Annotated in this window: 28 protein-coding genes and 1 other RNA gene; 13 read left to right on the forward strand and 16 right to left on the reverse strand. The window is 66.3% G+C overall.

Annotated elements, in window-relative coordinates:
* Nucleotides 1-47: 47 nt before the first annotated feature.
* The 3 genes from yihA to Q1U94_RS11580 are packed head-to-tail and all read left to right on the forward strand — an operon-like array spanning nt 48 to nt 2,330.
* A complete protein-coding gene (gene yihA, locus Q1U94_RS11570) occupies nt 48-623 on the forward strand; it encodes a ribosome biogenesis GTP-binding protein YihA/YsxC (RefSeq protein WP_300544760.1) in 576 nt (191 codons plus the stop codon).
* 1 nt (nt 624) lies between these two features.
* On the forward strand, nt 625-1,638 hold the full coding sequence (locus Q1U94_RS11575) for a DUF1036 domain-containing protein (protein ID WP_300544762.1): 1,014 nt from the start codon (nt 625-627) through the stop codon (nt 1,636-1,638).
* Nucleotides 1,635-2,330, forward strand: a complete 696-nt coding sequence (locus Q1U94_RS11580; protein WP_300544764.1) for a pyrimidine 5'-nucleotidase — start codon at nt 1,635-1,637, stop codon at nt 2,328-2,330. The genes Q1U94_RS11575 and Q1U94_RS11580 overlap by 4 nt, the downstream gene beginning before the upstream one ends.
* Before the next feature lie 81 nt (nt 2,331-2,411).
* On the opposite strand, the gene Q1U94_RS11585 is transcribed toward Q1U94_RS11580, so the two are convergent.
* The gene (locus Q1U94_RS11585) at nt 2,412-4,517 is read right to left on the reverse strand and encodes a TonB-dependent siderophore receptor (protein WP_300544767.1); all 2,106 of its coding nucleotides are present in this window, start codon (nt 4,515-4,517) and stop codon (nt 2,412-2,414) included.
* 292 nt (nt 4,518-4,809) lie between these two features.
* Between Q1U94_RS11585 and dapD the strand changes: the two genes are divergently transcribed.
* On the forward strand, nt 4,810-5,637 hold the full coding sequence (gene dapD, locus Q1U94_RS11590; protein ID WP_300544770.1) for a 2,3,4,5-tetrahydropyridine-2,6-dicarboxylate N-succinyltransferase: 828 nt from the start codon (nt 4,810-4,812) through the stop codon (nt 5,635-5,637).
* Nucleotides 5,638-5,819: 182 nt separating this feature from the next.
* Here dapD and Q1U94_RS11595 read toward each other — a convergent pair whose 3' ends face one another.
* On the reverse strand, nt 5,820-7,025 hold the full coding sequence (locus Q1U94_RS11595) for a TIGR03862 family flavoprotein (RefSeq protein WP_300544773.1): 1,206 nt from the start codon (nt 7,023-7,025) through the stop codon (nt 5,820-5,822).
* 193 nt (nt 7,026-7,218) lie between these two features.
* Nucleotides 7,219-8,334: a P1 family peptidase gene (locus tag Q1U94_RS11600; RefSeq protein WP_366917289.1), complete on the reverse strand. Its 1,116-nt coding sequence runs from the start codon at nt 8,332-8,334 to the stop codon at nt 7,219-7,221.
* Between the two features lie 174 nt (nt 8,335-8,508).
* Here Q1U94_RS11600 and Q1U94_RS11605 point away from each other — a divergent pair, with 174 nt between their 5' ends.
* Complete coding sequence (locus Q1U94_RS11605; protein ID WP_300544778.1) at nt 8,509-8,850, forward strand: aspartate decarboxylase; 342 nt, start codon at nt 8,509-8,511, stop codon at nt 8,848-8,850.
* 3 nt (nt 8,851-8,853) lie between these two features.
* On the opposite strand, the gene Q1U94_RS11610 is transcribed toward Q1U94_RS11605, so the two are convergent.
* Nucleotides 8,854-9,318 (reverse strand): cupin domain-containing protein, encoded by a 465-nt coding sequence (locus Q1U94_RS11610; protein WP_300544782.1) that lies wholly within the window; start codon nt 9,316-9,318, stop codon nt 8,854-8,856.
* A gap of 50 nt (nt 9,319-9,368) precedes the next feature.
* Between Q1U94_RS11610 and dapE the strand changes: the two genes are divergently transcribed.
* Together dapE and Q1U94_RS11620 are read left to right on the forward strand one after the other, a co-directional pair.
* Nucleotides 9,369-10,535 carry a succinyl-diaminopimelate desuccinylase gene (dapE, locus tag Q1U94_RS11615; protein ID WP_300544784.1) on the forward strand — a complete coding sequence of 389 codons (1,167 nt, stop codon included), beginning with the start codon at nt 9,369-9,371 and terminating at the stop codon, nt 10,533-10,535.
* Entirely contained in the window at nt 10,532-11,110 is a 579-nt protein-coding gene (locus Q1U94_RS11620; protein ID WP_300544787.1) for a hypothetical protein, read from the forward strand. The genes dapE and Q1U94_RS11620 overlap by 4 nt, the downstream gene beginning before the upstream one ends.
* Here the strand turns inward: Q1U94_RS11620 and truA are convergent.
* Nucleotides 11,092-11,841, reverse strand: coding sequence for a tRNA pseudouridine(38-40) synthase TruA (truA, locus tag Q1U94_RS11625; protein WP_300544790.1), 750 nt, complete (start codon nt 11,839-11,841; stop codon nt 11,092-11,094). The genes Q1U94_RS11620 and truA overlap by 19 nt on opposite strands.
* Nucleotides 11,841-12,773 carry a methionyl-tRNA formyltransferase gene (gene fmt, locus Q1U94_RS11630; protein ID WP_300544794.1) on the reverse strand — a complete coding sequence of 311 codons (933 nt, stop codon included), beginning with the start codon at nt 12,771-12,773 and terminating at the stop codon, nt 11,841-11,843. Before fmt ends, truA begins: the two co-directional genes overlap by 1 nt.
* Nucleotides 12,774-12,855: 82 nt before the next feature.
* Here fmt and Q1U94_RS11635 point away from each other — a divergent pair, with 82 nt between their 5' ends.
* Both Q1U94_RS11635 and Q1U94_RS11640 read left to right on the forward strand, forming a co-directional pair.
* A complete protein-coding gene (locus tag Q1U94_RS11635) occupies nt 12,856-13,212 on the forward strand; it encodes a Kazal-type serine protease inhibitor family protein (protein ID WP_300544796.1) in 357 nt (118 codons plus the stop codon).
* 145 nt (nt 13,213-13,357) lie between these two features.
* A complete protein-coding gene (locus Q1U94_RS11640; protein ID WP_300544798.1) occupies nt 13,358-13,720 on the forward strand; it encodes a Kazal-type serine protease inhibitor in 363 nt (120 codons plus the stop codon).
* A gap of 41 nt (nt 13,721-13,761) precedes the next feature.
* Here Q1U94_RS11640 and Q1U94_RS11645 read toward each other — a convergent pair whose 3' ends face one another.
* Nucleotides 13,762-14,331 carry a hypothetical protein gene (locus Q1U94_RS11645; RefSeq protein ID WP_300544801.1) on the reverse strand — a complete coding sequence of 190 codons (570 nt, stop codon included), beginning with the start codon at nt 14,329-14,331 and terminating at the stop codon, nt 13,762-13,764.
* A gap of 157 nt (nt 14,332-14,488) precedes the next feature.
* On the opposite strand from Q1U94_RS11645, the gene Q1U94_RS11650 reads away from it, so the two are divergent.
* On the forward strand, nt 14,489-15,340 hold the full coding sequence (locus Q1U94_RS11650; protein WP_300544803.1) for a pirin family protein: 852 nt from the start codon (nt 14,489-14,491) through the stop codon (nt 15,338-15,340).
* A gap of 169 nt (nt 15,341-15,509) precedes the next feature.
* Here Q1U94_RS11650 and def read toward each other — a convergent pair whose 3' ends face one another.
* Both def and rmuC read right to left on the reverse strand, forming a co-directional pair.
* Nucleotides 15,510-16,034: a peptide deformylase gene (gene def, locus Q1U94_RS11655; RefSeq protein ID WP_300544805.1), complete on the reverse strand. Its 525-nt coding sequence runs from the start codon at nt 16,032-16,034 to the stop codon at nt 15,510-15,512.
* Nucleotides 16,035-16,065: 31 nt separating this feature from the next.
* Nucleotides 16,066-17,535: a DNA recombination protein RmuC gene (gene rmuC, locus Q1U94_RS11660; RefSeq protein ID WP_300544808.1), complete on the reverse strand. Its 1,470-nt coding sequence runs from the start codon at nt 17,533-17,535 to the stop codon at nt 16,066-16,068.
* A 64-nt stretch (nt 17,536-17,599) separates the two neighbouring features.
* Between rmuC and Q1U94_RS11665 the strand changes: the two genes are divergently transcribed.
* Together Q1U94_RS11665 and Q1U94_RS11670 are read left to right on the forward strand one after the other, a co-directional pair.
* Nucleotides 17,600-18,718 (forward strand): GNAT family N-acetyltransferase, encoded by a 1,119-nt coding sequence (locus Q1U94_RS11665; protein ID WP_300544810.1) that lies wholly within the window; start codon nt 17,600-17,602, stop codon nt 18,716-18,718.
* 75 nt (nt 18,719-18,793) lie between these two features.
* Nucleotides 18,794-19,921, forward strand: coding sequence for a PQQ-dependent sugar dehydrogenase (locus Q1U94_RS11670; RefSeq protein ID WP_300544813.1), 1,128 nt, complete (start codon nt 18,794-18,796; stop codon nt 19,919-19,921).
* Nucleotides 19,922-19,953: 32 nt separating this feature from the next.
* On the opposite strand, the gene Q1U94_RS11675 is transcribed toward Q1U94_RS11670, so the two are convergent.
* From Q1U94_RS11675 to Q1U94_RS11700, 6 genes are all read right to left on the reverse strand, one after another.
* Entirely contained in the window at nt 19,954-20,676 is a 723-nt protein-coding gene (locus Q1U94_RS11675; RefSeq protein ID WP_300544816.1) for a queuosine precursor transporter, read from the reverse strand.
* A 61-nt stretch (nt 20,677-20,737) separates the two neighbouring features.
* Nucleotides 20,738-21,343, reverse strand: a complete 606-nt coding sequence (gene recR / locus Q1U94_RS11680) for a recombination mediator RecR (protein WP_300544819.1) — start codon at nt 21,341-21,343, stop codon at nt 20,738-20,740.
* Nucleotides 21,344-21,356: 13 nt separating this feature from the next.
* Entirely contained in the window at nt 21,357-21,680 is a 324-nt protein-coding gene (locus Q1U94_RS11685; protein ID WP_300544821.1) for a YbaB/EbfC family nucleoid-associated protein, read from the reverse strand.
* On the reverse strand, nt 21,677-23,461 hold the full coding sequence (locus Q1U94_RS11690; RefSeq protein ID WP_300544824.1) for a DNA polymerase III subunit gamma/tau: 1,785 nt from the start codon (nt 23,459-23,461) through the stop codon (nt 21,677-21,679). The genes Q1U94_RS11685 and Q1U94_RS11690 overlap by 4 nt, the downstream gene beginning before the upstream one ends.
* Before the next feature lie 51 nt (nt 23,462-23,512).
* Nucleotides 23,513-23,611, reverse strand: an RNA gene (gene ffs, locus Q1U94_RS11695) — signal recognition particle sRNA small type.
* A gap of 45 nt (nt 23,612-23,656) precedes the next feature.
* Complete coding sequence (locus Q1U94_RS11700) at nt 23,657-23,878, reverse strand: hypothetical protein (protein WP_300544827.1); 222 nt, start codon at nt 23,876-23,878, stop codon at nt 23,657-23,659.
* 365 nt (nt 23,879-24,243) lie between these two features.
* Here Q1U94_RS11700 and nudC point away from each other — a divergent pair, with 365 nt between their 5' ends.
* Nucleotides 24,244-25,164, forward strand: coding sequence for an NAD(+) diphosphatase (gene nudC, locus Q1U94_RS11705; RefSeq protein WP_300544829.1), 921 nt, complete (start codon nt 24,244-24,246; stop codon nt 25,162-25,164).
* Here nudC and Q1U94_RS11710 read toward each other — a convergent pair.
* A complete protein-coding gene (locus tag Q1U94_RS11710) occupies nt 25,161-25,733 on the reverse strand; it encodes a carboxymuconolactone decarboxylase family protein (RefSeq protein WP_300544831.1) in 573 nt (190 codons plus the stop codon). The two genes, nudC and Q1U94_RS11710, sit on opposite strands and share 4 nt — an antisense overlap.
* Nucleotides 25,734-25,851 lie beyond the last annotated feature (118 nt).

Genomic DNA, 25,851 nt, shown 5'->3' on the forward strand with positions numbered 1-25,851 from the left:
ACGAGGCAAAGGGCCGGCGGCTTTTCTCCCGGCCCTGCACCTTCCTCATGGGCGCGGTCGATCTCGATCACCTGCCGCCGCCCGACCGGATCGAGGCCGCCTTCGCCGGACGCTCCAATGTCGGCAAGTCCTCGCTGATCAATGCGCTGACGCGGCAGAACAATCTCGCCCGCGCCTCGGGCGAGCCGGGCCGCACGCGCGAACTCAACTTCTTCGATGTCGACGGAACGGGTCTGCGCATCGTCGACCTGCCCGGCTATGGCTATGCCAAGGCCCCCAAGGATGTGGTCGAACGCTGGACCCGGCTGACCCGCGCCTTCCTGCGCGGCCGGGTCAATCTCAAGCGCGTCTATCTGCTTGTCGACAGCCGGCACGGGCTGAAACCCGTCGACGAAAAGATCATGGATGTGTTCGACGAGGCCGCGGTGAGCTATCAGATCGTTCTGACCAAGACCGACAAGATAAAGCCGCCCGCCGTGAAACGCATCAGCGAGGAAACGCTCCAGGCCATCGCCAGGCGCCCCGCCGCCTTTCCGCGCATCGTCGCCACGTCGAGCAGCAAGACCACGGGGATCGACACGCTGCGCGCGGAGATCGCCGATCTGTTGCCGGAGTTTTCGTGACGTGTCCCGAGTGCGTGCCTTCCTGATCGTCCTCACCGTCCTCGCCGGTGCCGGTTTCGCCGCGCCGGGCGCCGGGGCTGCGGAGATCTGCAACGAGACCAGCTATGTCGCCGACGTCGCCGCCGGCTGGCCGGTCGAGGGCGGCGTGGCGATCGAAGGCTGGACGCGGGTGCGCCCGGGCGAATGCGAGGAGATTGCCGACGCCGTCAATCTGGACCGCGAAGGCCAGCCCATCTTCTTCTACGCCAAGTCCACCCTGGCCTATCTGGGCGGGGTGCGCGAATGGCGCGGCACGGTGCCCCTGTGCGTCGACGAACGGGATTTCGAAGTCGTCGCCAATACGCGCTGTGCTGCGCTGGGCCTGGCCGCCCGCGACTTCTTCATCCGCGAGGGCGAGGAGCGCGCCCGCACAGTGCTCGTCGAACCCTCCGACTATGGCCGCCGCGCCGTCACGGCCGGCATCCAGCGCCTGCTGCAATCGTCGGGATATCCCATCACTGTGGTTGACGGGTATGAAGGCGCCTCCACGCGCCGGGCCATCTCGCGCTTCCTGGGCGATGCGGAACTGTCCAGCCGCCCCGGTGACGGTGCATTGATCGACGCGCTGGAAGCGCGGGCCCTGGAACGCAATGCCGCCAGCGGCCTGATCCTGTGCAACGAGGCCGACGGCGACATTTCGGCCGCTATCGGACATCGCGTCGGCGAGATCTGGCAGTCGCGCGGATGGTGGCGCATCCATGCCGGCGAATGCGCCCGCCTTCTGGGTTCCCGGCTGGAAAGCGACAACGTCTTCTACTACGCCGAGCGCATCGCCTCGTCCGGGCGACGCGCCATGACCGGGGGAACCGACCAGTTCTGCCTGGCACCCGCCCGTTTTGTCGCCGAGGACCGCACCGACTGTGCCGAGCGCGGCTACACCGTCGCCGCCTTCCGCCGCGTCGGCACGCCGGAAAACGGCGGCGTTCGGGTCAGCGTGAGCGAATCCGATTTCAGGGCACCGCCGAGCCAGCCATGACCGCCGTGCGTCCCGACCTCAGCCATATCTCGCACTGGGTGTTCGACCTGGACAATACGCTCTATCCGTCCAACGCCCCGGTAATGACCCAGATGGACCGGCGCATGACGCAGTATGTCGCCCGTCTTCTCGGTCTCGGAGAGAGCGAGGCGCGCGCCGTCCAGAAACATTATTGGCGCACCTATGGCACGACGCTGAACGGGCTGATGACCCATCACGAGGTCGACCGGCGCGACTTCCTCGATTTCGTCCACGATATCGATGCCAGCGTCATAGATCCCGATCCCACGCTCGCCGCGCGCATCGAGGCCCTGCCCGGCCGGCGCCTGGTCTACACCAACGGTTCGCGCGGCCACGCCGAAAACGTGCTCGGCCGGCTGGGGCTGGAGCATCTCTTCAACGACATTTTCGACGTCGAAGCCGCCGGCTTCACCCCCAAACCCCACCGCGAAGGCTTCGACCGCTTCACTGCCCATTTCGACCTTCCCGTGAGCGAGTCCGTCTTTTTCGAGGACAGCGTGCGGAACCTGAAGACCGCCCACGAGATGGGTTTCACCACCGTCCTGGTGCGCGCCAGGGAAGGCCCGCGGGACGAGGAGAGCGCGGCCCCGGGCGAGCATCCCGAGCATGTGCATTATGCGGTGGATTGCCTGAGCACGTTTCTGGGCGATGTGCGGGTGAAGCAGGGCTAGCGTTTCGGCCGCCCCACCCGGCCGCACAAAAGGAAACGGCGGCCATGCAGGCCGCCGTTTCGCTGTCGCAGATACGTGTTCCTAGAAGGTGTGGCGCACGGTCAGGCGCGCGTTCAGCGGCTCGCCCGTGGTGATGTTGTCATTGCTGTGCGCATCGGGGAAATAATCCTCGTCGAACAGGTTCTCGACATTCAGCTGGACTGCGGTCCGGTCGTCGAGGTCGTAGTAGAGCGCGGCGTCCACCCGGGTATAGGACGGCACCAGAACGCTGTTGTCCTCGCGCACGAAGAACTCGTCCTGACGGGTCACGCCCAGACCGAAGGCGAGCCGGTCGGTGGCCTGGTACTGGTTCCACACGGAGATCATGTGTTCGGGCGTCTGACGGGGCCTGTTGCCGTCATTGCTCCCGCCATCGACTTCGCCGTCGAGATAGGAATAGCCCGCACTCAGCGACCACCGCTCGGTGACACGGCCGGTCAGCTGCACTTCCAGCCCCCCGGTCGTACTGCCCGGAACCGTCGTGACGATGGAGGCGTCGTCGGGATCCACGGTGGTGAACAGACCCCGCTCCAGCTGGAACACAGATGCGGTGAAGCTGAGATCGGACGTGATGTCCCACTTGGCGCCGATTTCGCGGTTCTCGAAGACTTGCGGCTGAATGTCTTCCGTCGTCGGGCTGAGCGTCAGGAACTGGTCGCCCGAACTGGGCAGGAAGGTTTCGCTGTAGCTGGCATAGATGGAGACATTCCCGGCCGGCTTGTAGATCAGGCCGAAACGGGGCGAGATTTCCTCGTCGACCCGGCCGCGGCGGCCATCATCGCTGGCCGAAATGGCGCGGAAGTCGACAACCGACACGTCAAACTCGTCGAAACGCAGGCCGACGACCAGTTTCAGGGCATCGGTCAGATCGATCTGGTCCTGCAGATAGAAGGAGGTGAAGCTCACCTCGGATGCGCGATCGCGGGCCGGCGCGGAAAAGGCAAAGTCGGGCACGTCCAGCGGATCGGTGAAGTCGATCACGATCTGGTCGTCATTATTGGCGGCGAACCGGTTGTCATTGCGGGCATTGGCTGTGTCCTGGTCGCCGTATTCGAAACCGACCAGCAGCGTATGCCCGATGGACCCCGTGGAGAATTCGCCGACCAGGTTGGCCTGGACGATCAGGTTCTCGCGTTCGGTCGTGTCCTGGTAGCCGTCCAGGGTGACCGTGTTCGGCGCAGCCGCGGCATCGAACCCGGCCGGATAGATATTCTGGTACAGCTTGTCGTAGTCGGCATATTGCACCGTGACATTGCCGCGCAGATTGCCCGAGAAGGTGTGGTCCAGACGGGCGCGGAGGATATGCGCTTCCAGCGTCGTCAGATTGCGGTCGGGCGAGCCGAAGAAGGTCTCGCTGTGGCCCTCCAGCGGCACGTCCGGCCCATTGGCCACGGACACCGACGGCACACCGCGGTCCACCACGCGATCATCGTTGAGATACTCGTAGTAGAGCACCGCCGACGTGTCCTCGCTGAGCCGGACATTCAGCGTCGGATTGATGCCGTATCGGGTGCCGTCGTAGAAATCGCGATGATTGTCGAGCTCTTCGACAAAACCGTTGAGGCGGACGGCCGCCGTGTCCGTCAGCGCCAGATTGGTGTCGCCGCTGACCTGGTAGGCACCGAACGTATCGACACCGGCCGCAACGGAGGTGAAGTCCTCGCCGATCACCGGCTGCTTGGTCACGCGATTGATGACACCCCCGCCGCCGCCTCGGCCGAACAGGAGGGCATTGGAACCGCGCAGGATCTCGATCTGTTCGAGATTGTAGAGCGGGCGGAAATACTGGACGTCATCGCGAATGCCGTTGAGGAAGAAGTCCGCCGTCGTCTGGCTGCCGCGAATATTGATCGCATCGCGATGGCCTTCGCCCTGGCTGATTGACAGGCCCGGCGTGTAGCGCAGGACATCGCCGATATTCGTGAAGGCTTGCACGGCGATCTGTTCACGGGACACGATCGACAGGCTCTGCGGCACATCGACGATCGGCGTCGGCGTTTTCACCGCATCCAGCTGGTCCAGCGACAGATACCGGCCCGACACGTAGATCGTGTCCTCGACATCGCCGATATCGTCGGCCCAGGCGCCCCCTGTCAGCGAACCGCACGCCACGATCGTCGACACCAGCCATCCAAACTTGCTTCGCATATCACCCTCTGAATGCAACTCATTTTCAATCGCGTATCTACGCGATGCGCGACGGATTGCAAGGGCTGGAAGACAGGGATGTGCAGCCATTCAGCCAGAGCGTGGCATAAATGTCATGTCCAGCCGGCCAGCGGAGTGGCAGATTGCCGGATACGGTCAGATCACGGCCAGATATGTGTTTCAGGGCGTCCACGCGCTCCGCTGCGAGGGACCGAGCTGGCAATCAATATTGGCCTGGGAGAACGCCGGGTGCTAAAGCCCGCGACAATCTGACCCGCATTGAGGCCGCCTTATGACCGACACCACACTCATCGCCACGATCGAAACCGCCTGGGAGAATCGCGACAGTGTCGGCACGGACACCGGCGGCGAGGTTCGCGAGGCCGTCGAAACGGCCATCGCCATGCTCGACAACGGCAAAGCGCGTGTCGCCCGGCGCGCGGGCAATGGCGACTGGCAGGTCAATCAGTGGCTGAAAAAGGCCGTGTTGCTGGGATTCCGGCTCAATCCCATGGACACGATTTCCGGCGGTGTCGCGGCCGGTCGGTGGTGGGACAAGGTGCCCTCCAAATTCGAGGGCTGGGGCGAGGCCGAGTTCAAGGCCGCCGGCTTCCGCGCCGTGCCGCCCTGCGCCGTACGCCGCGGCGCCTACATCGCGCCGGGCACGGTGCTGATGCCGTCCTATGTGAATATCGGCGCGTATGTGGACGAAGGCACGATGGTCGACACCTGGTCGACGGTCGGCTCCTGCGCCCAGATCGGCAGGAACGTCCACATCTCCGGCGGCGTGGGCATTGGCGGCGTGCTGGAGCCGCTGCAGGCGGGCCCGGTTATCATCGAGGACGATGTCTTTATCGGTGCGCGCTCGGAAGTGGCCGAGGGCGTGATCGTACGTACCGGCGCAGTGATCTCCATGGGTGTCTTCCTGGGCCAGTCGACCAAGATCGTCGATCGCGAGACCGGCGAGATCACGCGCGGGGAAGTCCCCGAATACGCCGTCGTCGTACCCGGCACGCTCCCGGATCCCAAAGGGGGGCCATCGCTGGCCTGCGCCGTGATCGTGAAACGCGTCGATGCCCGGACGCGGGCAAAGACCGCCATCAACGAGCTGTTGCGGTAGAGGGGTGTCTTTCTTCCCCGCACCGCGGGGAAGTGGGCCGATGCGAAGCATCGGGTCGAAGGGGTCGCGGCCGTAGGCCGCGATCATTGTTCCTGCCTCGTCCGACCATTCCGCCGCTCACGCGGCGGCCCCTCCCCCGCTTTGCGGGTCCCCCTCCCCACTAACGTGGGGAGGAAGGTGGCTCACCCCGCCAGCCAGGCCTCCACGCCTTTTGCGGCCGCCACGCCCGTCGCGAAACTCGCCTGCAGGAGATAGCCGCCGGTGGGGGCGTCCCAGTCGAGCATTTCGCCGGCGGCGAAGACGCCCGGCAGGGCTTTCAGCATGAAATCCTCCCCCACGGCGCTGCGTGCTATACCGCCCGCCGAGGAGATGGCGCGCTCCAGGCCGCGCTGGGCGGTGACGGTGAGCGGCACGGCCTTGATGGTTTCGGCTAGGGGCGCCGGGTCGCGCGGCAGGCCGGCAACGGCATCGCGCAGGATGGAGACGGCCTGGGGCGCCAGGCCAGCCTTGCGCAATGTATTGGCCAGGGACTGGCCCTTCTTCGCCCTGGCAAGCCGGGCGGCGAGAGCCCCGGCACTTTGATTGGGCTTTAGATCGAGAAACAGCGTGACCGGACCGTTTGCCAGCGCATCGCGGACCGGGCCCGACAGGGCATAGACCGCACCGCCTTCCAGCCCGTAGCGGGCAATCATGGCCTCGCCGGTCACCCGTTCCTCGCCCAGGCCCAGTGCGATCGTCTTCAGCGGCGCGCCGGCGAAACGCGTCCGGGTGACCTTGCTCCAGGCAATCTCGACGCCGCAATTGGAGGCGGAGAAGGGAACGAGGTTCACGCCCTTTGCCTTGAGCCTGTCGGCCCAGCCGCCATCCGAGCCCAGCCGGGGCCAGCTCGCCCCGCCCAGGGCGAGAATGGTCGCGTCTGCGGCGTGTTCGACCGGACCTTCGGGTGTGTCGAAAGTGAGTGCGCCGCCCCTTGTCCAGCCGGTCCAGTCATGGCGCAGACGAAAGCGCACGCCCTGCGCCTCCAGCCGCGCCCGCCAGGCCCGCAGCAGGGGCGAAGCCTTCATCGCCTCGGGAAAGACGCGGCCGGAAGAGCCCACGAAACTCGCCTGGCCCAGGCCTTCGCACCAGGCACGCAGGGCCGCCGGATCGTGTTTCACGATGACCGGGCCCAGCCAGTCGGACGCCCCGCGATAACGGCCCAGGAAGGCCGGCAGGGCTTCGGAATGGGTGAGGTTCAACCCGCCGCGCCCCGCCATCAGGAATTTACGCCCCGGCGTGGGCATCTTCTCGAAGATATCCACGCCATGGCCCGCCGCGGAGAGATGCTCGGCAGCGATCAGCCCGGCCGGGCCGGCCCCGATAATGGCGATGGATCCGGAGGCGGTCATGGCAGGGTGGTAGCGCGCTTTCTTCCCCGCGTCAGCGGGGAAGTGGGCCGATGCGCAGCATCGGGTCGAAGGGGTCGCGGCCGCAGGCCGCGAAGGGCTGACGCGCCAGGATCCGCCATTCCGCCGCGTTCCGCGGCGCCCCTCCACCGCGCCTGCCGGCGCGGTCCCCCTCCCCACTGGCGTGGGGAGGAAATCAGCGTTCCCGCGCCTCCACCATCGCCCGTACCCGGTCCACGGGCAGGGCATGCACCACCGCGTCCGATCCCACGACGGGATAGTCGATATCCTCGGCCATCAGGAGCGAATTGTAGATGGCCTCCTCGGTTGCCTCGATCGCAGCCTGGAAGAGCGGCGACATCCGGCCGTTGGGCAGGTCGGTGATGGGCGAGACTTCGGTGCGCCGCTGCGGCGTGCGGCGCACATCGCGATGGGTGGAGAAGGCGATGGCATAGTCGCCCGACCCGTTGGTCATCGAGGCGCCCGTACGCGCCAGGCCGGCGAAGGTCCGGTGCGCCAGGCGTTCCAGATTGCGGCCGGAGAGCGGCGCATCGGTGGCCAGGACGATCATGATGGAGCCGTCGGCGCGGTCGTCTGCAACGTGATCGGAGAGATAATACTGCCCCAATTCCTCGCCGACGGGCAGGCCGTCCATCTGCAGGACGCCGCCATAATTCGTCTGCACCAGCACGCCCAGCGTCCAGCCGCCCAGGGCTTCCGGCAGGCGCCGCGACGACGTGCCGATGCCGCCCTTCCAGCCAAAGGCGACAGTGCCGTTGCCCGCCCCGACATTGCCTTCCGCGACCGCGCCGCCTGTCGCACTCTCGATGGCGTCCACGGCATGGGCCGGAGTGACCGTCCGGGCCCGGATATCGTTGAGCCGGCTGTCATTGGTCTCACCGACCACCATGTTGAGCGAGCGGATGTCTTCATGGCCCGGCCGCGCCAGCGTCCAGTCCAGGATACCGTCCGCGGCGCGCGGGACGGCCATGGTATTGGTCAGCACGATCGGCGTCTCGATCTCGCCCAGCTCGCGGATCTGGGTGGCGCCCATCAGCTTGCCATAACCATTGCCCACGGCCAGTCCGGCGGGAACCTTGTCGGCATACAGGTCGCCGTCATGCGGCAGGATGGCTGTCACGCCGGTGCGGATCGAGGCCTCCGGATCGGTAAGCGTCACCTGGCCGACCAGAACGCCCGCCACATCCGTGATCGCATTGAGCGGACCCGGTTCCAGCACACCCGGCGCAATGCCGATCTCGCGGGCGCGGTCCTGTGTATGAGCCGTTGATGTCATGGCCGCTATCGCCATCGCCGCGGTCCCCAGCGTACGCACAAGGATCATGATGGCGCCTCCCCCCGTTCGATTCCCGGAACCGAGAATAGCAGGCCACCGGCCGCCGTCACCGCATCTGCGCTGATCCGCCGCTACCGCTTTGCACCCGAATCTGCTGGGATGGGCGCTCATTTCATCGAGGGGCCCGTCATGAGCGATAACGAGACCAAGGAACGTCCGGCCGCCGCCGATCCGGCCGCGCCCTACGGTTCGGCGAACAACCCGTCCGAGTTCGACGTGCTGAACAAGCTGGAAAAGGACGAGCCCTATTTCATCATTCGCGGCGGCGACCCGCTGTCCGACGCGCTGGTGGAACTGCACGCCTATATCGGCGCAGGCCAGTCCGGTGCGGCACACGACACGCTGGAACGGATCCTGGCCCTGACTTCGCAGCATCCGCCGCGCCCGGTCGGCTCGCCGAAATACCGCGAGACGTTCAAGATCTCGGTGTCCATGGAACGCTATCGCGAAACCCACGGACGCTCGCACTGAGGCCTAGTAGGGCGTCCCGTCCTTGCGGGTGAAGACGGCGGGGCCGGAATAGCGGCCCGGCCTGGCTTCCATGTCGATATCGGGATAGTGGGCGCCGTCCTCGTCGGAACGGGTGCCGGCAACCAGGAAGACGCAATCGGCGTCCGAACGGTTCCGGATGCAATGCCCGTTCGCTTCGCCCGCAGGAAAGCCGGCGCAATCGCCCGCACGCATCACGGTTTCGCCCTCATCCGTCACCAGGGTCGCCTCGCCCTCGATCACGTAGACGAATTCGTCCTCATGGGTATGCCAGTGGCGCTGGGACGACCAGGCACCGGGCACCAGCCGGACCTGGTTGAAGCCGAATTGCGACAGGCCCGCCTGTGCCGACAGCCGGCGGGTATAGCGGCCGTTCACGACCCCGGCATGTTCGTCCGGATAGATCGTTCCTGTGGCCTCCGCGACCTCGGCGGCGGCAAATTTTCCCATGGCTGTATCCCCGATCTGGCTTGGCGCTATGAAGCGGCTATGTTGCGCATATGGACACGCAGATCGACCTTTCCAATCCCCTTCCCCTGGCGCAGGCGCTGATCCGGCGGCCCTCGATCACGCCGGCCGATGCCGGAGCCCTGGACGTCGTGCAGAACGCTCTGGAATCCCTCGGATTTGCCTGCCGGCGCTACCCCTTCGGAGAGGTCGACAATCTCTATGCCCGCCTGGGCAGCGGTTCGCCCTGCTTCATGTTTGCCGGACATACCGATGTGGTGCCGCCCGGAGCCGGGGCCGGCTGGGAGAAGCCGCCCTTCGGGGCGGAGGAATCGGACGGCGTGCTGTGGGGACGCGGCGCGGCCGACATGAAGGGCGCCATCGCCGCCATGATCGCGTCGGTCCAGCGCTATCTGGCGGAGAACGGCGCACCGGCGGGATCGATCGCGTTCCTGATCACCGGCGACGAGGAAGGCCCGGCCATCAATGGCACCCGGGCGGCCCTCGAGGCGCTCGCCGAGGAGGGCGAGCGCTTCGACCACTGCCTCGTCGGCGAGCCGACCAATCCGAACGCGCTGGGCGACACGATCAAGTCGGGCCGCCGCGGCAGTCTCAACTGCACCATCACGGTGACCGGCCGCCAGGGCCATGTCGCCTATCCCGAACGCGCGGAAAACCCGATCCCGGCCCTTCTGTCGCTGCTCGACCGGCTGCGTGCCCGCAAGCTGGACGACGGGGCACCGCACTTCCAGCCGTCCAATCTGGAAATCACCACCATCGATGTCGGCAATCCGACCACGAATGTCATCCCGGCCACGGCCACGGCACGTTTCAATATCCGTTTCAACATCAAGCATACCGGTGCCGATCTGGTCCGCTGGATCGAGGACGAGGCGGCCAAGGCGGACCTCGATTTCGACGGCACGGTAAAAACCGGCATCCATGTCGCCGGCGAGGCCTTCCTCACACCCGCGGGCGCATTCACCACGCTGCTGCAGGACTGCGTCGAGGCCGAAACCGGCCGGCGCCCCGCGCTGACCACGGGCGGGGGCACGTCGGATGCGCGCTACATCCAGGCCTACGGCCCGGTTGCCGAGTTCGGCCTGGTCGGGGCGACCATGCACCAGGTCAACGAGCGGGTCCCCGTAAGCGATATCGAAACCCTGACACGGATCTATACGCGCATCCTGACGTGCTATTTCAGGGATACGCCCGCATGATCGCGCTGGCGTCGGAGGCCCGGCGCTCGATCGGCGCCAGCTGGCGCATGCTGACCTTCAAGGAAGGCTGGCGCGAGGGCTTCGACGTTTCCCTGGGCGGGTTCTGGCGCTCTTTCGCGGCGGCCGTCCTCGCCCTGCCGCTGGTGGCGCTGATCCTTGCGGGCGGCTGGCATGCCGGCGGCACGATCGAACTGGGCCGCTTCGCGTTCGGCTATGCCCTGTCCTGGGCGATCTTCCCCCTGGCCGCTGCGGCGGCATGCGCGGTCACCGGCGCCCGCACCGGCTTCGTGCCCTGGGTTGTGGTGCACAATTGGGCCGTGCTCTGGCTCTACGCATTCCAGGCACTGTTCTGGACGCTGCACACGGCGGGCCTGTTCACCCGCGATCTCCTGGAGCTGTCCTTCTTTTTCTACACCTATCTGCGCATCCTGGTGCACTGGCGCATCGCCTACGCCTCGCTGGGCCTGCCGACCATCACCTCGGCGCTGGCGGCCGCCGTGCCGATCCTGGCCGGCGAGATCACGGTCACGCTTCTCTATGCCAGCGCACGCGCGGCTCAGGCTTCGGGCGGGTAGTCGACGGCGACGAGATAGAGACCGTCCGGCGGCGCGACGGGGCCGCAACGGCTGCGATCGGCGGCATCCAGCGCCGCCTTGAAATCCCGCGCCGACCATTTGCCCACGCCGACCTCCACCAGCGATCCGACCATGGAGCGCACCTGCCGGTGCAGGAAGGAGCGGGCCGAGCAGGTCAGCTGCACTTCCTCGCCATAGCGCGATACCGAGATGGCATCGAGCGTCTTGACCGGGCTGTCGGCCTGGCACTGGGCATCGCGGAATGTCGTGAAGTCGTGCTGGCCGAGCAGTGCCTGGGCGGCATGGTGCATCGCACCGGCATCCAGCGGGCGCGGCACACGCCAGACCTGGCCGCGATCGAGGGTCAGCGGCGGCCGCCGGTCGATCATGCGATAAAGATAATGCCGTTTCGTCGCGGAAAAGCGGGCATGAAAGGTCTCTGGAACAGGCTCGGCGTCCAGCACGGCAACCGGGTCGGGCTGGAGGTGATAGTTCAGCGCGTCGCGCACCTTGTCGGGCGCGAGGTCCTTGACGAGATCGATGTGCGCCACCTGCCCCAGCGCGTGGACACCGCTGTCCGTGCGCCCGGCGCCATAGACCGTGACCGGAGCTTCATCGAGCGCCGCGGCGGCGCGTTCCAGACTTTCCTGGACCGACGGCCCGTTGTCCTGGCGTTGCCAGCCGGAAAAGGGCGTGCCGTCATACTCCAGGGTGAGCTTGTAGCGGGGCATCAGCCGAGCACCGTACCCGCGGGCAGCGTATTGCCGCGCAGGAAGTCCGCCGCGTCCATGGCACCCTTGCCCTCTCGCTGCAGGCGTTCAAGCCGCAGCGCCCCCTTGCTGCAGGCCACCAGCAGGGCGTCGTCCAGCACCGTGCCGGGTTCGCCGCCGCCTTCCCCGGCCCGGGCCATCAGCACTTTAACCCGCACCAGGCCCTTCTCTGTCGGCATTTCGAACCAGGCACCGGGAAACGGCGAAAGTCCGCGCACATGATTGGCCAGGTCCACGGCGGACTGGGTCCAGTCCAGGCGCGCTTCGGAGGAGGAGATTTTCTTCGCGTAAGTGATGCCGTCCTCCGATTGCGGCACGGCCTCCAGCGTGTCGCGCTCCAGTGCCGAGAGTGCGCGCGGCCACATCAGCGCGCCGGTATCCCTCAGCTTGTCGTGCAGGGTAGCGGCGGTGTCGTCTTCGGCGATGCGCACCGTTTCCGACAGCAGGATCGGACCGGTATCGAGCCCGGCTTCCATCTGCTGGATCTGCACACCCGTTGTCTCGTCGCCGGCCATGATCGCACGCTGGATGGGCGCGGCACCGCGCCAGCGCGGCAGCAGCGAGGCGTGCAGGTTGAGACAGCCCAGGCGCGGTGCGTCAAGCGCCTCCCGGGGCAGTATCTGGCCGTAGGCGACAACGGCAGCCACATCGAGATCGAGCGCCCTGAACCCGGCAATCACATCCGGATCGCGAAAACTTTCGGGCGTAGAGACGGGAATGCCCAGCACCTCCGCCAATTGATGCACCGCCGTCTTCTGCTCGGCCTGCCCCCGGCCGCGGCGGCGCGGCGGCTGGGTATAGACGCGGGCGATCTCGTGCCCGGCCGCGGCGATCTCGGCGAGCGAGCGGGCGGCAAAGTCCGGTGTGCCCATGAAGGCGAGGCGAAGCGTCATTAACGGGTCCGTATTCATCGGCGGTCGGGGTTGGGTTGTGATAGCGTCCGGCCATGCCCAACGCCAAGAGAAAGCGTCACCCATGAAACCTGCCTGGACAATCCTCCCGCTCCTGCTGCTCGCCGCCTGTGCCACGGACAAGGCACCGCCGGCCCCGCCGCCCGCGGTGATCGAGGTCGGGATCGGGGAAAGCTGCGGCGGTTTCACCCGGCCCGGGCGCATGTGTGCCGGCGCGCCGGAAACCGCCTATTGCCGCTATGAACCCGCCGCCATGTGCGGTGCGGCCGATGCCCCGGGAACCTGTCAGCCACGCCCGCAAGTCTGCACCCGCGAATACCGCCCGGTCTGCGGCTGCGACCGCCGGACCTACGGCAATGCCTGCACGGCGGCCTCGGCCGGTGTCAGCGTGGTGCACGAGGGGGCGTGCCACGAGGGCTGACGATCACGGACGGGGCATCTCTGCTGCGCTGCCGCAATAAATCGTGATCGCGTGGAAATGCGGCTCCCACTGCCCCAATAAAGTGCAGAGTGGTAAATCACACGCCTGTGCCAATCATGGCACTCGGGTTAAGGATACCACTCACATGCGTACGCAACTTGCCGCCGCCCTCCTGGGCGGCGCGATTCTGATGGCCTGCACTGCCCCGGAAGACGTTTCCGCAATGGCCGACACTCCGGCCCAGGATGCTGCGCCGGTCAGCGAGACCGTGACCGACGAAACGGTCGCGGAATTGCCGGCTGACGAAGGTCTGGCCGACATTGCTCCGGCCGAAACCGCTCCGGCTGCCGACGCGGTCGAGACCGCACCGGTCTGCCCCCAGGACTATGCGCCTGTGTGCGGCGCCGACGGTGAAACCTATGGCAATGCCTGCGAAGCCGAGACCGCCGGCATCGAAATCGCCGCGACCGGCGAATGCCACGTCGACGACGAGGACGGCCAGCACTAAGCCGGCAACCTGCGGGGGCGGGCATGCCTGCCCCCGCTTGCCTATTCGGCGCCCCAGGGCGGCGGCGGAGCTTCGACCGGCTGCGTCAGGTCGAACTCGGCCGCGAAATGCCGGTCCGGCCGGTCCAGCGCATACGTAAAGCGCGTCTCACCCAGCGTGATCGACCAGACATTCTCCGTTGAGGCGGGAATGCCCTCGCGCTCGAACAGCGCCCGGGAATATGCATCCGCCGGAAACTCCGCCCGGTCCGGCGCCGGCGCTTCCACCGTATCGCCGCCATATTGGGTCAGCACATCCTCGCTGCCATCCTCATGCCGGTGATCGTGCTTCAGGCGCAGCCCGTCCGCGGTGCGTGAAATCACCCAGGTGCGCGAGCGATCCTCGCCGACATGCAGCGGGATGCGGATCGCGTCCCCGCCGCACTCGCGCACATGCATGACAAGCCGCCGGGACGCCCAGTCAGCATCACGGGGATCCTCGCTGACAACGCGGCCTTCGAAGGCCTGACCGCAACGGGCGGCCAGACGATCGAACAGGTCCGCCTCCGGCGCCGGCTGTGAACAGGCCATCAGGGCAAGCGGCATCGTCGCGCTCAGGCCAATGCGTTTCATGGAGGTCCCTTTCAACAACAATCGGCAAACCTGCCCCATCTCTTCCGGTTTGGAAACAATCCTTTTCGCCGGACTGGCTGGGTGCAAGCGGCCGTCGGTCCTATCTTGTCGTCAAGACCGGCGGGCCATCCCGCCGCAACGCAAGGAGTGAATCGCCATGACCGCGACCGACACCATGACCAGGACGCGCCGGATCACCAAGATCTCGCGCGGCCAGCCGACCTCGGACGGGGCCGGCGTGAAGCTGACCCGCATGCTGGGCCATCGCGGGCTGATGGATCTCGACCCCTTCCTGATGCTGGACCAGATCCGCTCGGATGACAGCGCCGACTATATGGCCGGATTCCCGAACCATCCGCACCGCGGCTTCGAGACTGTGACCATCATGCTGGACGGCAAGATGCGCCACGGCGACAACAAGGGCCATTCCGGCGTGATCGAGGACGGCGGCATCCAGTGGATGACGGCCGGCCGGGGCATCGTTCATTCCGAGACCCCGGAACAGGAAGATGGCCGTCTCTGGGGCTTCCAGCTGTGGGTCAACCTGCCCGCCGAGCTGAAGATGACGGAGCCGGGCTATCAGGAATTCGCCCGGGACGAGATCCCGGTCGAAACCCGCGAGGGGGCGACCTTGCGCGTGCTGGCCGGGCGGAGCTCGACCGGTGTGGAAGGCCCGGCGAAATCGGTCTCGATCCAGCCCACCCTGATCGACATCGTGCTGGAACCGGGCGCCCGCCTGGTCGAACAAGTCGATCCGGAGCACACGGCCTTCATCGCCGTTTACAAGGGGGCGGTCTCCTCCGGCGAAGGCCGGGTGAGCGATCCCGATCTGGGCGTTCTGGAGGACGGCGACACGATCGAGCTGAAGGCCGGAGAGGACGGCGCGAGCCTGCTTCTGGTCGCCGGCAAACCGATCAACGAGCCGGTCGCCCGCTACGGTCCCTTCGTGATGAACACGGAAGCCGAGCTGCACCAGGCGGTGCGGGATTTCCAGGCCGGGAAGTTCTAGCCTCCGCCGGTTTTCCGGCCAGGATGGAACACAGAGCCAGCCGGGATCCACTCACATCTCTTTCTCCCCTGCCGAGTGTGAGTGGATCCCGGACAGCTCAGCGCTTCCGGGACAAATGGCCGGGCAGGGGAACAAGGCCGAGGGGCGGATGCCGCGCTTGCGCTCCGTGTCAGGCCGCGTCGCGGTCTTTCAGCTTTTCCGCCTTGCGCACCTTCTGCACGGCGCGCTGGCGTTTCAGACGCGAGAGATAGTCGATGAAAAGCACGCCCTCGAGATGGTCCATCTCGTGCTGGATGCACACGGCGTACATGCCCTCGGCGATCTCGTCGACTTCATTGCCGTCATAATCGAGATACTGCACGCGGATACGGTCCGGGCGCTCGACCTCGTCATAGACGGTGGGCACGGACAGGCAGCCCTCTTCATAGGGCTGCAGCGTGTCGGACGGTTCGGAAAGCACCGGATTGACGAAAAAGCGCGGTTGCGGCTCCTCGTCCGGGCGCGCCAGATCCATCACGATGACGCGCTTGGGCACACCGACCTGGATCGCCGCCAGGCCGATCCCGTCGGCGGCATACATCGTCTCCAGCATGTCATCCATGAGCGCGCGAAGCTCGTCATCAACCTTTTCAACAGGTTGCGAGACTTCCTTCAGGATGGGATCCGGAACGGTGCGAATTTCACGTATAGCCATAGGCTCTAAATAATCCCGCCGCCTTAATCGTTCAAGAATCGGCCGCTTCGGAGGCCGAAAGCGCCGGCGTTTCGTCATGCTCGACACCGGCCGCGTCGAGATAGTCGTCGGGCAGGGATTTGCGAGTCGAGGCGCCGAGCTTTTTCAGCATTTCCGCCTGGCGGATGACATTGCCGCGGCCGTCGGAGAGCTTGTTCTTGGCGTCGTGCCAGGCGCCCTTGGCCTGATCGATCCGGGTGCCGACCTTTTCCAGATCGCCGACAAAACCCTCCAGCTTGTCGTAGAGCGCACCGGCGCGGTTGGCGATGTCCAGCGCATTGCGGTTCTGCCGGTCGACGGTCCACAGATTCTGCACCGTGCGCATGGCCATCATCAGCGTGGTCGGCGTGGCGATCATCACATCGCGCTCCCAGGCATAGACGGTGACGTCCGGATCGTTCTGCAGGGCCAGCGAGGCCGCGCCTTCCAGCGGCACGAACATCAGGGTGAAGCTCACCCCTTCGTAGAATTGCGCATAGTCCTTTTCTCCCAGCGCCTTGATATGGCTGCGCACGGAGTTGAGATGCTGTTTCAGCGCCGCACCGCGCTCCTCGTCCTCCTCCGCATTCACACACCGCTCGAAGGCAGTCAGCGAGACCTTGCTGTCGATCACCAGGCGCTGCTTGCCCGGCAGTTCGACCACGATATCCGGCCGCCGGCGCGCGCCGTCCTCGGTCGTCTCGCTCTGCTGGGTGAAGAATTCATGGCCCTCGCGCAGGCCGGCACGCTCCAGTATGGAGGCCAGTACCAGCTCGCCCCAATCGCCCTGGACCTTGGATGAGGAGCGCAGGGCGTTGGTCAGGCTCTTGGCGTCCTCCGACATCTGGGCCGCGTCCTTGCGGACGGTTTCCATCAATTGCTTGATCTCGCCGGCATGACCCGAACGCTCCTTGGCATCGGTCTCCACCTTGGTGCGGAATTCGGAGAGCTGGTCGCGCAATGGTTTCAGCAGGGTCTGCAGGTTTTCCGTGCTCTGCTTGTTCAGCTCGGCGCCGGAGGTCTTGAGGATTTCGTTCGCCGTGAGCTTGAACTGTTCGGTCAGGCGCTCGCGGGCCTTTTCCAGCTCGGCCAGCTTGTCCTTGTGATGCTCCAGCGCCGCCTCGTGGGCGGATTTCAGACCGGAGAGTTCGCGCACCAGGGCCTGTTTCTCCTCCTGCAGTGCATCGACCTTCCCGCGCAGGCGGTCGCGTTCCTCGATCGCGCCATCGAGCCGGGCCAGGCGTTCGCGCGCCGCGGCCAGGTCGCCGCGCAGCGTCTCGACCTGGTCCGCCTCGAACCCGTCATCCCTTTGCGGGCGGCGCAGGATGAGCACGGCCAGAAGCGCGATCACGAGGCCGAGGCCGCAGAGCAGGAGCCAGGTTTCCGGAGCGATATCGGTCAGGATCATGAGTTCGCCTTCTGTTCGCGGCGCATTCTGCGTGAGTCGGTCGACGGCGGCCAGCTTGGCACGCGCCAGCGTCAAAACCTGTCACCCATGCGGCCCGCATCTTGCGTCACACGGCAGCGAGGGACGTTGGAGGCCTGCGATGCGCGTGCGGATCGTTTCAATCGAGGACATGACGGCCGATCTGGTCGCGAAATGGAACGGCTGGGCCCGTCCGGACGGCCGGCTGATCAGCCCCTATCTGTGCTTCGAGTTTACCGAAACGGTCGCCCGCACCCGGCCCGATACCCGCATCGCCGTGCTGGAAGACGACGGCGAAGTCACCGGTTTCTTTCCGCACCATGCGCCACATGACGGGATCGTGCGCCCGCTGGGCGCGCCGATGAGCGACTATCAGGGCATTGTCGCCAGGCCGGGCGTGCATATCGACCCGCGGGCCATCGTGCGGGCCTGCGGCGGCTCGGCGATGGTGTACGACAACTGGTATTGCCCGCTCGGCGGCATACCCGATGCGCGCCGCGAGCGCGAAGGCAGCGTGATCGTCGATCTGGCCGAAGGCGCCAGGGCCTATTTCGACGCGCGCCGGAGCGTCCACCGCGACCATTTCAAGAAAACGGCCCGGCGCCTGCGCGCGGCCGAACGCGATTTCGGCCCGGTGCGGGTCAAGCTGGGCGACGACACAGGCCGCGCCTTTGCTGCGCTCGCCGCCTGGAAGGAGGCGCAGTACACGTCCACCGGAAAGCTGAATGTCTTCTCCATTGCCTGGGTCCAGGACGTGCTCGCGCAGCTGCGCGCCCGCGAGGGCGAGGCCTTCGGCGGCCTCACCGCCTCGCTCTGGTTCGGAGACCGGCTGGCCGCCGTCGAATTCGGTCTGGTAGCCGACGATGTCTATCATTCCTGGTTCCCGGCCTACGATCCGGAACTGGCCAGGTATTCGCCGGGCCTGCTCCTGCTGCACGGACTGTTCGAACAGGCGCAGGCGCACGGCCTTGAACGCATCGATCTCGGCCGCGGCGGCGGACATTACAAGAAATACTATGCCAGCTACGAAATTCCGCTGGATCACGGCCGCGTACTGGTTCCCGGCATGGCGGCGCTGGGCATCTGCAGCTGGGAACTGGCCGAACGTGCTGCTGCTGTGATGCCGGATGCGGTGGCGAACCTGCCGGTGCGGTTGCGCCGCCGCTGGGCCCAGGTCAGCGCCTTCCAGCCCCGTTTTGCGCCACGCCTGGCGAGCTTTGCCGGATCCATCGCGCTGTAGCCCTTTCGTCCACGCCCCTCTTCAATCCCCCGGCGCATCGCCCTAGATTGGGCCTTGCCAACAGGGAGAGCGAGCATGCGTGTTGTTGCAAGTACACTAGCGCTGGCGGTCCTGACTGGATCCGCCCTGGCCCAATCAACCATCCATGAAACCGAACAGGCCGACTTCACGGTGGAGACCGTGGCAGAGGGGCTGGAGTTTCCCTGGTCGCTCGCCTTCCTGCCGGACGGCGACATGCTGGTTACCGAACGCGAGGGCCGGCTGCGCTATATCGATGACGGCACGCTTCGCGAGGCCCCGGTCGAGGGCCTGCCGGACATACTGGTTGAAAACCAGGGCGGCCTGCTCGGCCTTGCCCTGCACCCGGAATTCGCCGAGACGCGCTGGGTCTATTTCGCTTTTTCCGAAGGCACGGCCTCGGCCAACCGGACGGCCCTCGCCCGCGGCCGGCTGAGCGAGGACGGCCGTGCGCTGAACGGTGTGGAAACGCTGTTCCGGGTCAATTTCGAGAAGGAGCGCGGCTATCATTTCGGCGGCCGCATCCAGTTCCTGGACGACGGCACGCTTCTGCTGACCCTCGGCGATGGCGGGCTGCACCGGAACGAGGCGCAGAACCTGGGCAATCATCTGGGCACGATTGTCCGGCTCAATGATGACGGCTCGGTGCCCTTCGACAACCCCTTCGTCAGCGCCGGCGGCGCACAGCCGGAGATCTGGTCCTACGGACACCGCAATGTGCAGGGCATCGCCATCAATCCGGCCACCGGATCTGTCTGGACGCACGAACACGGCGCCCGCGGCGGCGACGAGATCAACATCGTCGAGGCCGGGCTGAATTATGGCTGGCCCGAGATCACCTACGGTATCAACTATGACGGCACGCCTGTCTCCGACGCTACCCGGCGTGAAGGACTGGAACAGCCGATCTGGTTCTGGGATCCCTCCATCGCGCCGTCCGGACTGGCCTTCTACCGGGGCGAGGAATTCCCGGAATGGCAGGGCGATGCCTTCGTCGGGGGGCTCGCGGGCTCCATGCTCGTTCGCTATGAAGTGGACGGTGACCGGATCATCTCCGAAGAGGAGCTCCTGGTCGAACGCGGCGAGCGGATCCGCGACGTCCGGTCCGGCCCGGACGGCCATCTCTACATTCTAACCGACGATCTGGAAGGTGCCGTGTTGCGGCTGGATGTCGTCGTGCCGTAGGAGCAGACCTCCGGCAGCGCAACGTCCCGAACCTAGCCGCGCATATCCAGCAGCCGCCGTCCCTGCGCGACATTGCGCAGGAGATAGACCAGCGGCGTGTCGAAGGCGGCCACCAGGACTTTCACCAGTACCTGGCCGAGTATCAGGCTGCCGATGGCCGCCCAGGTCTGGATCCCGGCGAAAGCGACGGTGATGAAAATGGTCGAATTCAGGATCTGGGAAATCATGGTCGAGGCATTGTTGCGCAGCCAGAGCCGGTTCTTGCCTTCATCGCGCATCCGCATGTGATGGAAAATCAGCACATCGGCCAGCGCGCTGACGCCGAATGCCGCCATGCCCGCGAAATTGGTCCTGTTGCCCGATGAGAAGACGGAGACGAACTCGGCCTGGCGCTCCGGCGTCCAGCTGTCGGCTGCGGAAATAAACGGCACGACGTCCTCGACATGCATCGCATAGACCAGGAGCAGAGCCAGGACGACCCGCATCGCCAGGCCGCACAGAACCACACAGAGTGCATAGCCGCGGCCCCAGACTTCGCTGATCACATCGGTGGCCAGATAGGTCAGGCAAAAGGCCAGTGTCCCGGCCGGCACAAGCACCGAGACCGGTCCCAGATGGACTTCATGCACCTTTATGGCGGTCAGTGCCGCAAGCACCAAGGATACCATGAACAGTCCGGTGCAGAAGAAGAGGACCACCGCCTTGCGCGTGACGCGCTCGGGGTTCATCGCCCCTGTCGCGACCGTGTCCGCCATGCCGTCCTCCCAGCCGTTCCGCCGGAAGAATAGGATGATTTGCGGTGTTGAATAGGTAAATTCAGACCGAGGACCGGCTGCGGAAGGCCGCAGCCAGCGTACCGTCGTCGAGATAATCCAGCTCTCCGCCCACCGGCACGCCCCGCGCCAGCGAGGTCACCGAGACATCGCAACCGGCCAGCTTGTCGGCGAGATAGTGGGCCGTGGTCTGGCCGTCGACCGTGGCGTTGAGGGCCAGAACGATCTCACTGACGGCGTCGCGCCCGGCCCGTTCGATCAGCTTGGCGATGTTCAGATCCTCAGGCCGCACGCCGTCCAGCGCCGAGAGCACGCCGCCCAGCACGTGATAGCGCCCCTTGAAGGCACCGGCGCGTTCCAGCGCCCAGAGATCGCCGACGGTCTCGACGACGCAGATCGCGCCGTCCTGCCGGTTGGGCGCGGCGCAGACGGCACAGGGGTCGGTGACGTCGAGATTGCCACATTCACTGCAGGACCGGATCTTGTCGGCGGCATCGCCCAGGGCCTCGGCCAGGGGGCGCATCAGGCCGTCGCGCTTGCCCAGAAGATGCAGCGCCGCGCGCCGGGCCGACCGCGGCCCCAGACCCGGCAGTTTCGCCAGGAGCGTGATCAGGCGTTCGATTTCCGGGCCGGCCGAGGCGGTTCGCATGAGCGATTGCGTCCTAGAAGGGCAGGTTCATGCCCGGAGGCAGATCCAGCCCGCCGGCTGCGTCCTTGAGGATTTCCTGCTGGCGCACTTCGGCCTTGCGGCGGGCGTCGTTGTGCGCGGCCAGGATCAGGTCCTCCAGGATTTCCGGCTCGTCCGGATCGATCAGGCTCTTGTCGATATCGACCCGTTTCAGATCGCCCTTGGCCGTCATCGTGACGCGCAACAGGCCGGCCCCGGACTCGCCGGTCACCTCCTCCGCATCGAGCTTGGCCTGGGCGTCGGCCATTTTCTGCTGCATGGCCTGCGCCTGCTTCATCAGACCCATCAGGTCCTTCATGCACGTTTCTCCGTTGTCCGGTGTTCGTCGTCCGCGCCGTCGGCTTCGCGCCGGGCCTGACGGACCGCCACAATCTCCGCCCCGGGGAAGAGTCGCAAGGCCTCGCTGACAGCGGGATCGCGGCGGGCGCGTTCCAGGCGCTCGGCCTCCTCGCGCCGGCGCCGCTCGATCCAGGTTTCCCCGCCCTCGACCTCGTCACTGGCGAGAATGCCCCAGCGGGCGCCGGTCCATTCCTGCAGCCGCCGCGCCAGGCGCTGTGCGAGATCCGGCGGGCAGCCCGGTTCAGGCCGGTAGGTAAAGGAACCCGGCTTGAAGGCGGCCGGGCGCACATAACGTTCGATATCCGATTGCAGGCCGATATCCCGCTTTTCGCGCAACAGCGCGATCAGCGCCTCGAAACTCTCGGGGCCGTCGGCCGGCACCTCGCCGTCGGCCAGGGGTGCGGGCGGCTGGACCGGTGCCATGCCCGCCGGCGCGGCTGGCGCCGGCTCAGGCTTTCCCGGCGCCTCCCCGGCAGACGCGGCAGGGCCTGTTTGCGCCGGCGGATGCGCGGCGAGAATCCGCGCGGCCTCCTCCGGTCCCGGCAGGGCCGCAGCCGCGGCCAGGCGCAGGACGGTCATCTCGGCGGCGGCCAGCGGGTCTGGGGCATTGCGGATATCGTCCAGCCCGGTGAGCAGGATTTTCCAGAGCCGGGTGAGCTGGCCCAGCGACTGTTTCTCCGCCAGCGCGACGATGCGCTGGACGGTATCGGCCGCCTCGCCAAGATCGGCCCCGGGGCCCGCCGCCTTCACCCGCGAGGTGGCGTGAACATAGTCCAGAAGATCGCGGCCGATGACGACGGGATCGCCACCGGCATCGTAGAGCGCCGACAATTCTTCCAGTGCCTCGGCCGTCTTGCCCGACAGGGCCTGTTCGAGCAGGTCCAGCACGCGGGCCCGGTCGGCCAGGCCCAGCATGTCGCGGATCTGCGGGGCGGAGACGGGACCCGTCTCCTCGCTGCCCTGGACGATGGCCTGATCCAGCAGCGACAGCGCATCGCGCACCGAGCCTTCCGCGGCGCGGGCGATCAGGGACAGGCCTTCGCGGTCGACCGAGGCGTTTTCCAGCTGACAGATGCGTTCGAGATGTCCGGTCAGCACCTCGCGGTCGATGCGCTTGAGATCGAAGCGCTGGCAGCGCGACAGCACGGTCACCGGCACCTTGCGGATCTCGGTCGTGGCGAAGATGAACTTGGCATGCTCCGGCGGTTCCTCGAGCGTCTTCAACAGGGCATTGAAGGCCGAGGCGGAGAGCATGTGCACCTCGTCGATGATGTAGACCTTGTAGCGCGCGGAAACCGGGGCGTAGCGCACGCCTTCGAGGATTTCGCGGATGTCGCCGACCCCGGTGCGCGAGGCCGCGTCCATCTCCATCACATCGACATGCGCCGAGCGCGCGATCGCCTCGCAGTGCCGGCCCGGCATGGCCAGTTTCATCGAGGGTTCGTCGATCTCGTCGGTAGCATAGTTGAGTGCGCGGGCGATCAGGCGTGCCGTCGTCGTCTTGCCGATGCCGCGCACGCCGGTGAGCATGTAGGCATGGGCGATGCGGCCGGCCGCGAAGGCATTGGTCAGGGTGCGCACCATGGGCTCCTGACCGATCAGGTCTTCAAAGGTCGACGGACGGTATTTGCGGGCCAGGACCTGATAGCCCGGACCGGGCGCGGTCTCGGGCAGGTCGAGTCCCGGCATCAGGGCGTCGCTCGCTCCGGTGTCTTCGGCTGGGAGCGGCGTGTCGTCCATGGGGGCTCTTCGGGTTGCGGCCTGGAAGCGTTCGGGTCAACGCAGCGATTGCGTGGAAGACCGAACGGCGACCCGGGCGGAAACTCGTTACGGCTGCTTCCTTCCGGACCTGACCGGGTTGGCGAGGTGCCCGTCCACCGCCGGCCTTCCACATGCCTATATCGCTTGCCGCAGCCCGCAACGCAAGGCGCGGCCTCATTGCGGCCGGGTAAAATCCGCGCTGCCCAGATGCGCCGCCGCGGCGAGAAAACTGGCATGATCGTCCAGCACGGCGACGAGATCCTCATTGCCGCCGGCAGACATCAGCACATCGCGCCAATATCCCGTCACCCGCGACTGGGTCTCCAGCCAGTCACGCACGGCCATCTGCGCATGATGCGCGCAAAGCGGAACGGAACGCAGGGTTTTCGCATCCATGTCGGCACCTCCTGGGAACACAATAAATGCGACTCATTCTCATATGCAATAGAGGCGTCACAGTTTTCCGCAGGTCAGACAGGTCTTTCTGGCGCAGTATGGACATCATCATATCCCGCCCGCTGCCGGCTAGCCGGGAGCGGCGCTGCGTGAACGATCTTGGCCTCACCTGCCCGGGTGCCGCCAGCCTCGCGGGCGCTGCGCGACCGCATCGAGGCGGAGCCGGGCCGGCCCTGCTGCATCCCCGGACATCGCGAGCATTTCGATCTCTAGCGGCAGCGGTTGAAGCCGCGCTCCGAAGCCTCTAAGTCTGGCGTTTCTTCCGGCGCCACGGCGCCACCCTCCTGCCGGACACGGTGTTTTCCATGAACGATCGCGCCCTCCTGACCGGACAGCGTCCGATGGTTTTCGCCGGAGCGCCGCTCGACCGCGGCGAAGTGTTGCGGCGCGACGAGGACAGGCTGGCCGCCCTGATCGGCGGCGATGAGGGCTGGTGGCTGATTCTGCGCGATGGTGAGCCGCTGTTGCAGCCGGACGGAGCAGTCTTCTGGTTCCGCCGGTCGGAGCTGGACGGACTTGGCCTGGGCCCGGAACGGATTTTCCTGGGTCACTACAAGGGCACGCCCTGTTTCGCGGCACAGCTGGCCAAGGACAGCCCGTTGCCGGACGGGGTGGAGATGCTGGATGCACGCCGTGCGGCCATGGGGCTTTCGCCGGACGAGGCGGCGATCTATGGCCAGGCCAGGTCGCTTCTGGCCTGGCACGGCCGTCACGGTTTCTGCGCCGGTTGCGGTACGGCCACGCAGATCCGCTCGGGCGGCGCGCGACGCGTCTGCCCCGCCTGCCACTCCGAACATTATCCGCGGGTCGATCCCGTCGTTATCATGCTGGCCGTCAATGGCGAGGAATGCCTGCTGGGCCGGCAGGCGGCCTGGCCGCCGGCAATGTGGTCGGCACTCGCCGGTTTCGTGGAGCCGGCGGAAACCCTGGAGGAAGCCTGCGCGCGCGAACTCAAGGAAGAGGCCGGCGTGACGGCCGACATGCACGCCATCCGCTATGTCATGGGCCAGCCCTGGCCCTTTCCCGGCTCGCTGATGATCGGCCTCGTGGCACCGGTCAGCGACGCCGCGATCACGGTCGACACACACGAGTTGGAGACCGCGCGCTGGTTCCACCGCGACGAGGTGCGTGCCATGCTCGACGGCACGCACCCCGACGCCGCCATGCCGCCTTCGATCGCCATAGCCAGGCGGCTGGCGGAATTATGGGTCGACGGCGCGATCTAGTCCGCGTGCTGCAGGATCGGCTTGGACCAGGACATCGCCTGGAATGCCTCGTCGACCGGCGTTTCGGCGATATGATTGGTGTAGTTCGACATCGTCTTCATGGTCACGCCGGTGATCACGTCGAGTACATTGGCCTTGGTGAAGCCCGCCTTGAGGAAGGCATCCACATCGGAATGCTCCACCAGTCCCCGTTCGCGCACCACGGTCTGGGTGAACTGGCGCAGGGCTTCCAGCCGCGGATCTGATGCGATGGCCCGCCCTTCGCGGATCGCGATCAGGTCTTCCCGGTCCAGGCCGACATTCAGCGACACGGTGGAGTGCGCCGCTACGCAGTATTCGCAATTGTTCTCGAAGCTCGTCGTCAGCAGCACGACCTGCTGTTCTGCCGCCGTCAGCCCGCTCTTCCCGTAGAGGCTGGAAAGGCTGGAATAGGCTTCCAGAGCGGCCGGCGAGGCAGCGAGTTCGCCCATAAGGTTGGGGATGAAACCGTACTTCGACTTCGCCGATTTCAGCTGCGGCTTGGAAGCCGCCGGCGCCGAGGATTCGTCGAACAGAGTGAACTGTGTCATGGCATCGCCCTTTCATGCGTTGGCAAGCGGAAAACCGCCTGAACAGGAACGCCGGGCGTTGTTTCAGTATCCCGGCGTGCGGGCTCAGGAGGCGCCGGTTCCGGCCGCTCCAAAGGCG

Origin of the sequence: Maricaulis sp., assembly GCF_030149515.1 — a bacterium.
Taxonomy (GTDB): Bacteria; Pseudomonadota; Alphaproteobacteria; order Caulobacterales; family Maricaulaceae; genus Maricaulis.

Bases quoted from the DNA above. Each gene is read 5' to 3' on its own strand.
- Q1U94_RS11650 (WP_300544803.1), top strand. From the start codon at position 14,489: ATGACCGCGACCGACACCATGACCAGGACGCGCCGGATCACCAAGATC.
- Q1U94_RS11640 (WP_300544798.1), top strand. From the start codon at position 13,358: ATGCGTACGCAACTTGCCGCCGCCCTCCTGGGCGGCGCGATTCTGATG.
- Q1U94_RS11595 (WP_300544773.1), bottom strand. From the start codon at position 7,025: ATGACCGCCTCCGGATCCATCGCCATTATCGGGGCCGGCCCGGCCGGG.
- dapE (WP_300544784.1), top strand. From the start codon at position 9,369: ATGGACACGCAGATCGACCTTTCCAATCCCCTTCCCCTGGCGCAGGCG.
- truA (WP_300544790.1), bottom strand. From the start codon at position 11,841: ATGCCCCGCTACAAGCTCACCCTGGAGTATGACGGCACGCCCTTTTCC.
- Q1U94_RS11585 (WP_300544767.1), bottom strand. From the start codon at position 4,517: ATGCGAAGCAAGTTTGGATGGCTGGTGTCGACGATCGTGGCGTGCGGT.
- Q1U94_RS11645 (WP_300544801.1), bottom strand. From the start codon at position 14,331: ATGAAACGCATTGGCCTGAGCGCGACGATGCCGCTTGCCCTGATGGCC.
- Q1U94_RS11675 (WP_300544816.1), bottom strand. From the start codon at position 20,676: ATGGCGGACACGGTCGCGACAGGGGCGATGAACCCCGAGCGCGTCACG.
- fmt (WP_300544794.1), bottom strand. From the start codon at position 12,773: ATGACGCTTCGCCTCGCCTTCATGGGCACACCGGACTTTGCCGCCCGC.
- dapD (WP_300544770.1), top strand. From the start codon at position 4,810: ATGACCGACACCACACTCATCGCCACGATCGAAACCGCCTGGGAGAAT.
- Q1U94_RS11620 (WP_300544787.1), top strand. From the start codon at position 10,532: ATGATCGCGCTGGCGTCGGAGGCCCGGCGCTCGATCGGCGCCAGCTGG.
- nudC (WP_300544829.1), top strand. From the start codon at position 24,244: ATGAACGATCGCGCCCTCCTGACCGGACAGCGTCCGATGGTTTTCGCC.
- Q1U94_RS11600 (WP_366917289.1), bottom strand. From the start codon at position 8,334: ATGGCGATAGCGGCCATGACATCAACGGCTCATACACAGGACCGCGCC.
- Q1U94_RS11610 (WP_300544782.1), bottom strand. From the start codon at position 9,318: ATGGGAAAATTTGCCGCCGCCGAGGTCGCGGAGGCCACAGGAACGATC.
- Q1U94_RS11685 (WP_300544821.1), bottom strand. From the start codon at position 21,680: ATGAAGGACCTGATGGGTCTGATGAAGCAGGCGCAGGCCATGCAGCAG.
- Q1U94_RS11605 (WP_300544778.1), top strand. From the start codon at position 8,509: ATGAGCGATAACGAGACCAAGGAACGTCCGGCCGCCGCCGATCCGGCC.
- yihA (WP_300544760.1), top strand. From the start codon at position 48: ATGGGCGCGGTCGATCTCGATCACCTGCCGCCGCCCGACCGGATCGAG.
- def (WP_300544805.1), bottom strand. From the start codon at position 16,034: ATGGCTATACGTGAAATTCGCACCGTTCCGGATCCCATCCTGAAGGAA.
- recR (WP_300544819.1), bottom strand. From the start codon at position 21,343: ATGCGAACCGCCTCGGCCGGCCCGGAAATCGAACGCCTGATCACGCTC.
- Q1U94_RS11670 (WP_300544813.1), top strand. From the start codon at position 18,794: ATGCGTGTTGTTGCAAGTACACTAGCGCTGGCGGTCCTGACTGGATCC.
- Q1U94_RS11635 (WP_300544796.1), top strand. From the start codon at position 12,856: ATGAAACCTGCCTGGACAATCCTCCCGCTCCTGCTGCTCGCCGCCTGT.
- Q1U94_RS11665 (WP_300544810.1), top strand. From the start codon at position 17,600: ATGCGCGTGCGGATCGTTTCAATCGAGGACATGACGGCCGATCTGGTC.
- Q1U94_RS11700 (WP_300544827.1), bottom strand. From the start codon at position 23,878: ATGGATGCGAAAACCCTGCGTTCCGTTCCGCTTTGCGCGCATCATGCG.
- Q1U94_RS11690 (WP_300544824.1), bottom strand. From the start codon at position 23,461: ATGGACGACACGCCGCTCCCAGCCGAAGACACCGGAGCGAGCGACGCC.
- Q1U94_RS11580 (WP_300544764.1), top strand. From the start codon at position 1,635: ATGACCGCCGTGCGTCCCGACCTCAGCCATATCTCGCACTGGGTGTTC.
- Q1U94_RS11710 (WP_300544831.1), bottom strand. From the start codon at position 25,733: ATGACACAGTTCACTCTGTTCGACGAATCCTCGGCGCCGGCGGCTTCC.